Source organism: Kribbella swartbergensis, assembly GCF_054784135.1.
The window spans coordinates 23058-30903 of the sequence record NZ_BAAGPM010000067.1 but is presented as its reverse complement, the minus strand read 5'-3'; the positions used below and the strand labels follow the sequence as shown (position 1 = coordinate 30903).

The following is a 7846-nucleotide window of genomic DNA, read 5'->3' as shown; positions in this document are numbered from 1 at the left end:
GGGCCCACCACTCCCCAAACCCCACAACCACCCCCGAGCGCACCACCTCAACGGGCGGCGGGTGGGCGGGCCCACCACTCCCCAAACCCCACAACCACCCCCGAGCGCACCACCTCAACGGGCGGCGGGTGGGCGGGCCCACCACTCGCAAACCCCACAACCACCCCCCGTACGCATGACCTCTGGGGGCGGGTGGCGGGCCACCACTCCCAAACCTCACAACCGCCCCGTGCGCATCACCTCCACGGGCGGGTGGGTCGGCCCACCACTCCCGCACCCCACCCCGTACGCATCAGCTCCACGGACGGCGGATGGGCGGGCCCACCACTCCCACATACCCCAACCGCCCCCGCGCGTATCACCTCTGGGGGCGGGTGGGCGGGGCCACAACACCCCGTCTACATGCTCAGCTTGCCTGTGTTACTTCCAGGCGCGGCGCTTGGCGTCGGCGGGTTTTACCGGGGCGGTCGATTCCCAGACGCGGCGCCAGCGGGCGGCGTCGGGGCCGGACTGGGACGGCGAGGCGCCGGCGGCGACGCGTCGGCGGGCCTCCCACCAGGTGGTCGACTCCTCGTCCAGCAGGGCCGACACCGCGGCGGAGATCTTCGGCGCGAAGTCGCGGGCGCTCTCGCCCTCGGCCGGCGTCAGCGGGTCGCCGTACCGGACCGCCACCGTCGGGCGGCCGGGCACCGGCCAGCCGCGGCCGCGCGGCATCGCGGCGAACGAGCCCTTGATGCCGACCGGAACGACCGGGACGCCGTGCTCGACGGCCAGGTACGCCGCGCCCATCCGGAACCGCTCCATCCAGCCGTCCGGCGACCGGGTGCCCTCCGGGAAGACGACGACGTTCCAGCCGTCCTCGAGCAGGTCGCCCGGCGTCGAGCTCAGCTTGCCGCCGCGGCGCTCGATCGGGAACGTGTTGAACACGATCGCCGACGCGGTCGCCCGCCACCAGGTGTCGAAGAAGTAGTCCGCGGCCGCGGCCACCGCCGTATGGCGCCGCATCGCGTCCGGCAGCGTGCACAGCAGCAACGGGGTGTCCAGGTGCGACGAGTGGTTCGCCACGATCAGGGCGGGCCCGTTCAGCTTGAGCAGCGAGTCGAGCCCGCTGACGTGCGGGTTGACCTCGAACCGCAGGACCGAGTTCAGCGCGCCCTTCTGCAGCACCTCGCGGACCGCGATCGCGGCCGGGGTGCGGGCCCACTTGGTCGGGAAGACCGAGGTCTCCTTGGGGATCACGTACGGCTCGGCCGACCGCGGCACCTGCGGCCGCCGGCCCCAGCGCCAGCCGCGCGCGACCTGCTTGACGTCATGCGCGGTGTCGCGGCCGAACTTCACCAGGCTGGTACCCATCAGCGCACGTCCGCGAGCAGGTGCGGCGGGTTGTGCAGGTACGTGATCGACGGCGACCGGCCGACCGAGTGGCTGACCATCTCCAGCGCGTCCTGCAGCGTCGACGCGGACCGGAAGCCCATCCGCTCGACCGTCTTGCGGTTCGCGCCGACCCAGACGATGTCACCGCAGTGGTCCAGGGCGTGGGAGATCCAGTACCACATGTAGAACGGGTGCACGCCGTGGTAGGCGTACGACGTCCGGTACAGGTGGATGTACCACGGATCCTCGGCGTACTGCTTTTCGAACTTCGCCTCGATCGTCGCCGGATCGGTGCTCTCGGCAAGCACTTCCTCGAAGAAGTCGACGTACGACGGGTGGTGCAGCTGACTGAACTCGTACGGCACCGGGTGGTAGAGGATCACCGCGCCGTCCTTGCGGACGATCGGCGCACCGCGGTACGAGTTGAAGTGGTAGCCGAGACCCATGCAGGCGGCCAGGATCGGGTTCATCACCGAGTTGACGTTGTAGGGCCCGAGGTACGGGACGCCGATGATGCCGACGTCGGCCTGGCCCTGCACCTCGACCAGGTGCTGGCGGTGCACCATCTCCAGCGTCTTCTCGTGCACCGGCTCGATCGCGCCGGCGCTGACCCCGGTCAGCCCGTAGTTCGCCCGGACATCGGTGAAGATCTTGTGCCGCAGCTTGGCCGGCGCCGCCGCGAGCGCCCGCTTGGTGCCGAGCATCGAGGCCTGGTCCTTGATCGACCACTCCCACTCGCGCTTCTGCAGGAACTCGATCGGCCCGCCGAAGATGTCGTTGTTCAGCGTCGTCTCGATCTGGAACACCTTGACGTGCTGGGTCAGTACCTCGCCCATCCGCCAGGCGGAGTGGTGCATCTTCGACGCCTTGTGGTCCATGAACGACCGGGAGTGGATCATCGTGTGGCTGTTGTGGTGGTGCTTCAGCGACTTGTACGACGCCAGCCCGATCGACGTCGACTTGTGGCCGCCGTCCATCGCCACCAGGTTCACGTTCACGTAGACCAGCAGGTCGGACTCGGCCGCCCGCTTGGAGATCTCCACGTCCTCGCCGTGCCGGGTCTGACCCAGGTGGGCCAGGTTGTCGCGGTCCTCGGCGTCGAAGTTGTAGAGCTTGCCGTCGGGGAAGAACGACCGGAACACCCGCTCGCCGACTATCTCGCGCAGCTCGTTCGGGGTCAGCCGGCGGTGCAGCGCGTTCGCCGAGATCAGTTCCACGTCGTCGACACCGGCCGCCGCCGCCATCTCCAGCACCGCCTCGATCACTCGCTGCCGGATGTCCGGCTTCTTCATCGGCGGCAGTGGCAGCGAGATGTCGTCGAACGCGATCGTCAGCCGCATCCCGGCGCGCAGCAGCTCCGGCAGCGGCTCGGAGTCGATCGGGTTCAGCAGCGCGTTCTGGATCGCCTCCTCGACGTCCCGCACCGGCGGCAGCGCCTCCGGCGGGTACACCACCCGGGTGCCGAGCGGGAAGCGCTCCAGCAGGAAGCCCTCACCCGAGTGCACGATCAGCGGCGGAGTCCGGTCGTCCACCTCGAGCACGAAACCTGGCCGGGACATGTCAGAACCTCTCTCGTCGTACGTACGGCGCCAATTCAGGGGCAATCGTCACGGCTCTCATGAGGCCCTCACATCGAATGCCACCTTGACCGTGCCGAGCCGGCCGGCCGAATGCGCGTGGTCGATCGCCTCGCGCCAGCGGTACAGCGGATAGCGTGCCCCGACGATCCCGTCCAGCGGGGCCTTCGCGGCGAGTTCGAGCGCGGTGTGGAAGGCCGGCTGCTCGTTCGGCTCCTGCCGCGCGGACGCGTAGGTGCCGGTCAGCTCCAGCTCGCGGAACCACACCGGCGACAGGTCGGCCCCGCTGGCCGGCATCCCGGACAGCACGACCCGGCCGCCGGCCTTGGTCACCCGCAGTACGGTGTCGATCGAGTCCTTGCTGCCGACCGCGTCCACGGCGATGTCCACACCGCCGAGCAGGAACTCCTTGGCCAGCTCCGGCTTCAACCGGAAGGCACCGGTCGAACGCCGTACGCCGCGGAACACCTCGTCGGGGGCGACCACGTCGCTGGCGCCGAAGGCCCGGGCCAGCTCGCGCTGCTTGGCGTGCTTGGCGACGACCGTGATCCGGCCGGCCTGGGTCAGCTCACGCAGGGCGAGGGTCGCGAACAGGCCGACCGCGCCGGCACCGCTGACGAGGATCGACTGGCCCGGCTCCACCTTGGCCCGCAGCGCGGTGTGCACGGCGCAGGCCAGCGGCTCGGTCAGTACGGCGCGCTCGTCGGACATCCCGTCCGGTACGGCGTACAGCTGGCTGCGGTGCGCGACCATCACGCTGCCCCAGCCGCCGCCGGTGTCCTGGCAGAACCCGGTCTGCAGCCCCGGCGCGACGTGACCGACCGTGATCCGGTCACACCGGTTGGTGTTGCCGGAAGCGCAGCCCGCACAGGGCTCGACACCGCGAGCCGCGCAGGTCAGGACCGAGTCCATCACCACCCGGGTGCCCTTCGGCAGGTCCTCGCAGTCGTCCAGCAGTTCGCCGACGATCTCGTGACCGGGGACGAACGGCATCGACACCATCGCGGAGAAGTACAGCTTGGTCGAGCCGGTCACCATGCCGAGGTCGGAGCCGCAGATCCCGGACAGGATCGGGCGGATCCGCGCCCAGCCCTCCCGCTCGGCCTTCGGCTCGTTGATGGTGACGAGGCGCAGCGGCGCGGCCGGCCCGGTCAGGACGCCGGGGATCCGGCCGCCGACCGCCTTGGCCGCCAGGTACTTGGCCGGCGACCGGTACATCTCGAGAGCGAGCATCATCGGGCGTTCACCCCAGGCAGCTCCAGTCGGGACGAGGTGGACGGGGTCTTCCAGTCGACGATCTGCCAGCGCGCGGCCCGGGCCGCCCGGAACAGCGGGACGTCCGGCGAGACCGCGACCGGGTTGCCGACGACCGACAGCATCGGCAGGTCCGAGTGACTGTCGGCGTAGGCGTAGGACTTGGACAGGTCGATGTTCGTCCCGCGGGCGCGGTGCTTGATCCACGCCGCCCGGGATTCACCGACCAGCGGCGGCCCGGTCAGGAACCCGGTGCACCGGCCGCGGTCGTCGACCGCGAGTTCGGCGGCGACGATTTCGTCGAACAGCGGCTCGAGCGGCCGGGTCAGCGGCCGCACCGCGCCGGTGATCAGGATCGTCTTGTGCCCGGCCGCGCGATGCTCGCGGATCCGCCGGACGGCCGCGCCGCTGAGCCGCTCCAGCACGTGCTCGGCGAGGACCTCGTCGACGATCCGGTTCAGCTTCTCCAGGTCCGCACCGGCGTACCTGCGGTAGATGGTCCGCAGGAACGTGCCGCGGTCCTTGCGCTCGGCCGCGATCAGCTTCGGCAGTTTGCGCAGCATCGCGCCGATCTCCCCGACCCGCTGGTGGCTGTCCAGCTCGGGCAGTCGCATCCACAGGTAGGTCTCGATCACGTTCGACGACAGCAGGGTGCCGTCCATGTCGAACGCCGCGATCACCTCGACGTCCTGCTGCGGCTCCACCTTCTTCAGCACGCCGGCGGACTCGGCCAGGGCCTTGTTCCGCTTCTTGCGTACGACGTCCAGCCGGCGGAGCGAGTCGGTGACGCTCGGGCAGTGCACTTCCTGCAGATAGTGCTGCCAGTCGACGATGGAGGTGTCGCACCAGAACTTCTCCCGGTCGTCACCCTCCAGGGAGTTGTGCAGCGCCAGCACGTTGTCGTCGACGAACTGCAGCTCGGCCTGCGCGTACTCGGAGTACAGGTCCATGTAGCGGCGGAGGAAGTCGAGCCGGCGCTTCTGCACGTCGAGCTCGCGGGCGTACTTCCGCGTCTTCTCGCCGCGCGGGACGTGCGTGATGATCGTGTCCGCGATCTTGTGCGCGCGTTCGCCGTATCGGAGCATGCTCTCGACCGAGTCGCCGCCGGGGAACTTCCACACCGGCAGCCGGACCGCGCCGCGCTCGCCGAGGTCGAACGGGTGCTTGGAGAAGTACGCGCGGACGCCGGCGTACAACTGCTCGAAGGTCAGCGGGTTCCGGGCGCCCGAGCTGACGTGGTAGTACTCCGGCTTGTTCAGCTCCGGCTCGGTCGCCATCACCGCGCAGATCGCGCCGACCACGTGGTCGACCGGGATGATCTCGACCACCGAGTCCGGGCTGGCCGGGAACTCGGGGAGCTCACCGCGGCCGTAGGCCAGGATCAGCGGCTCGGCCATCTTGAAGCCCTCGATCCAGCCCGGGTGCGGGCTCTGCACCGCGGACTCGATGATGGCCGGCCGGACGATCGAGGTCGGCAGCTTGGCCGAGAACTCCTCGACCACGCGCTCGCCGAGCGCCTTGGTGAAGGTGTAGCAGTCGGTCCAGCCGAGGCTGCGGGCCCGCTCGGTGCCGGTCTCGACCAGCTTCTTCGCGACCCATTCGGTCCGGCGGCGCTCGGTGTCGGCCGCGGCGGTCAGGTGACCTGCCCGCCGGTGCAGCTTCTCGGCCTCCTTGCGGAACTTGGCCAGCATCGGGGCGGACCGGGACTGCTCCTCGATCCGGGCCTTCATCGCCATCCCGGCCTCGGCCTCGGTCCGCCAGTCGACGGTGTGGTCGACCGGCGCCTCCGGGATCGCGCCGCGCCGGCGGCCGGCGGTGTAGGCGGTCGAGATGTGAACGTAGTGGACCTGGCGACCGGTTTCGACAATCCGCTCGAGCAGGCTCTTGGTGCCGAGCACGTTGGTCGTGAACGCCTCGTGGATCGGCGGGTCGAAGCTCACGTCACCGGCGCAGTGCACGACGATGTCGAGGTCCTTCGGCAGTTCCGGTACGTCGGACAGGTCGCCCTCGACGACCTGGATCCGGGCGGCGGTCAGCGCCTCGGCGTCGGCGTACGCGGTGCCCTCGCCGTAGAACGGCTTGAAGATGTCCTTCTTCAGCAGCTGCGCCATCCGGTCGGCGCCGCTCAGCGATCCCTTCGGGCGGATGATCGCGACCACGGTCGTGCCGGGCAGTTCGCCGATGATGCGGTGCAGCAGCGCCTCGCCGACGAACCCGGTGACACCGGTGACCAGGACCTTCTTGTCCTTGAGCTTCTCGGCCAGCCTCACTTGTCGCCTCCACGCGTGAGCTCGAGTGCCTCGGTCAAGGTGAACGCACCGGCGTACAGGGCCTTGCCCACGATGACGCCCTCGACGCCGTCCTTGACCAGCGTGCTGAGTGCTCTGAGGTCGTCGAGGCTGGAGACACCGCCGGAAGCGATGATCGGCTTGTCGGTGCGCGCGCACAGGTCGCGGTACAGGTCGAGGTTGGGGCCCTGGAGCATGCCGTCCTTGGTCACGTCGGTGACGACGTACCGCTCGCAGCCGGCCGCTTCCAGCCGCTCGAGCACCTCGTACAGATCGCCGCCCTCCTTGGTCCAGCCGCGGGCCGCCAAGGTCCGGCCGCGTACGTCGAGGCCGATCGCGACCCGGTCGCCGTACTGCCGGATGATCCGGTCGCACCACTCCGGGTCCTCGAGTGCGGCGGTGCCGATGTTGACCCGGCGCGCCCCGGTCGCCAGGGCCGCCGCCAGCGACTCGTCGTCGCGGATGCCGCCGGACAGCTCGACCTGGACGTCCAGCTTGCCGGTCACGTCCGCGAGCAGTTCACGGTTGGAGCCGCGGCCGAACGCGGCGTCCAGGTCGACCAGGTGGATCCACTCCGCCCCGGCCTCCTGCCAGGCCATCGCGGCCGCCAGCGGATCGCCGTACGACGTCTCACTTCCGGCTTCGCCTTGCACCAGCCGGACAGCCTGACCGTCCGCCACATCCACGGCAGGCAGCAGCACCAGGTTCTCAGACATGGCCACACCCTAGATGGCGGCGGTCCTGGTTTCGTAACCCGATGCCCTGCTGAGTCGTTGAGATCGAATCTGTCTCAGCAATACCACTGAAGACAGTGGTCTGATCCAGCCAGGGTCGCTGATCCGATCCAGCCAGAGTCGCCGGTCTGATCCATCTAGGGTGGCTGGATGGTCACTCTGGAGGAGCTCGAGACGGATCCGCACCCGGCGCTCGCGGCGCTGCGGCCGATCGGGTGGGTGGAGGCGCTCGGCAGCTGGGTGGTCGCGAGCCGGGCGCTGGCGATCCAGGTGATGCGGGATCCGTCGACCTTCACCGTCGACGACCCGCGGTTCTCCACGGCCCAGGTCGTCGGACCCTCGATGCTGTCCCTGGACGGCGCCGCCCACAAGGCCCACCGCGACCCGTTCGAGCACCCCTTCACCCTCGCCGAAACCCGCCGCCGCTTCACCACCCCCGTCCAGCAAACCGTCACCGACCTGATCGCGGCAATCAACCCCCCACCCGGAACACCACCCGCAACCGCCGCCCCCGACCACCCCACCCCCGGCCCACCATCCCCGGCCGAGCAGCCCTCCACGCCGAGCTCGGCCGAGCAGCCCTCGACAGGGGCCTCGGCTGGGCGGTCCTCCGCGTCGG

General features: G+C 69.9%; 5 protein-coding genes and 1 pseudogene. 1 reads left to right on the top strand and 5 read right to left on the bottom strand.

Going from position 1 to position 7846, the window contains the following annotated elements:
• Window positions 1-420: 420 nt before the first annotated feature.
• Genes ACYVOK_RS35590 through priA form a run of 5 tightly spaced genes read right to left on the bottom strand, consistent with a single transcriptional unit; the run spans window position 421 to window position 7209 of the window.
• Window positions 421-1353 carry a lysophospholipid acyltransferase family protein gene (locus ACYVOK_RS35590; RefSeq protein ID WP_460667021.1) on the bottom strand — a complete coding sequence of 311 codons (933 nt, stop codon included), beginning with the start codon at window positions 1351-1353 and terminating at the stop codon, window positions 421-423.
• Window positions 1353-2933 carry an NPN-dependent hydroxyacid isomerase, LarAH14/15/16 family gene (gene larAH / locus ACYVOK_RS35585; protein ID WP_460667020.1) on the bottom strand — a complete coding sequence of 527 codons (1581 nt, stop codon included), beginning with the start codon at window positions 2931-2933 and terminating at the stop codon, window positions 1353-1355. Before larAH ends, ACYVOK_RS35590 begins: the two co-directional genes overlap by 1 nt.
• Before the next feature lie 57 nt (window positions 2934-2990).
• Complete coding sequence (locus ACYVOK_RS35580; protein ID WP_460667019.1) at window positions 2991-4187, bottom strand: zinc-dependent alcohol dehydrogenase; 1197 nt, start codon at window positions 4185-4187, stop codon at window positions 2991-2993.
• Entirely contained in the window at window positions 4184-6475 is a 2292-nt protein-coding gene (locus ACYVOK_RS35575) for an HAD-IB family hydrolase (protein WP_460667018.1), read from the bottom strand. The genes ACYVOK_RS35580 and ACYVOK_RS35575 overlap by 4 nt, the downstream gene beginning before the upstream one ends.
• Window positions 6472-7209 carry a bifunctional 1-(5-phosphoribosyl)-5-((5-phosphoribosylamino)methylideneamino)imidazole-4-carboxamide isomerase/phosphoribosylanthranilate isomerase PriA gene (gene priA, locus ACYVOK_RS35570; RefSeq protein WP_460667017.1) on the bottom strand — a complete coding sequence of 246 codons (738 nt, stop codon included), beginning with the start codon at window positions 7207-7209 and terminating at the stop codon, window positions 6472-6474. Before priA ends, ACYVOK_RS35575 begins: the two co-directional genes overlap by 4 nt.
• 168 nt (window positions 7210-7377) lie before the next feature.
• Between priA and ACYVOK_RS35565 the strand changes: the two are divergent.
• Window positions 7378-7846: pseudogene (locus ACYVOK_RS35565) on the top strand (hypothetical protein); the annotation flags it as partial.

Bases quoted from the DNA above. Each gene is read 5' to 3' on its own strand.
- ACYVOK_RS35590 (WP_460667021.1), bottom strand. From the start codon at position 1,353: ATGGGTACCAGCCTGGTGAAGTTCGGCCGCGACACCGCGCATGACGTC.
- larAH (WP_460667020.1), bottom strand. From the start codon at position 2,933: ATGTCCCGGCCAGGTTTCGTGCTCGAGGTGGACGACCGGACTCCGCCG.
- ACYVOK_RS35580 (WP_460667019.1), bottom strand. From the start codon at position 4,187: ATGATGCTCGCTCTCGAGATGTACCGGTCGCCGGCCAAGTACCTGGCG.
- priA (WP_460667017.1), bottom strand. From the start codon at position 7,209: ATGTCTGAGAACCTGGTGCTGCTGCCTGCCGTGGATGTGGCGGACGGT.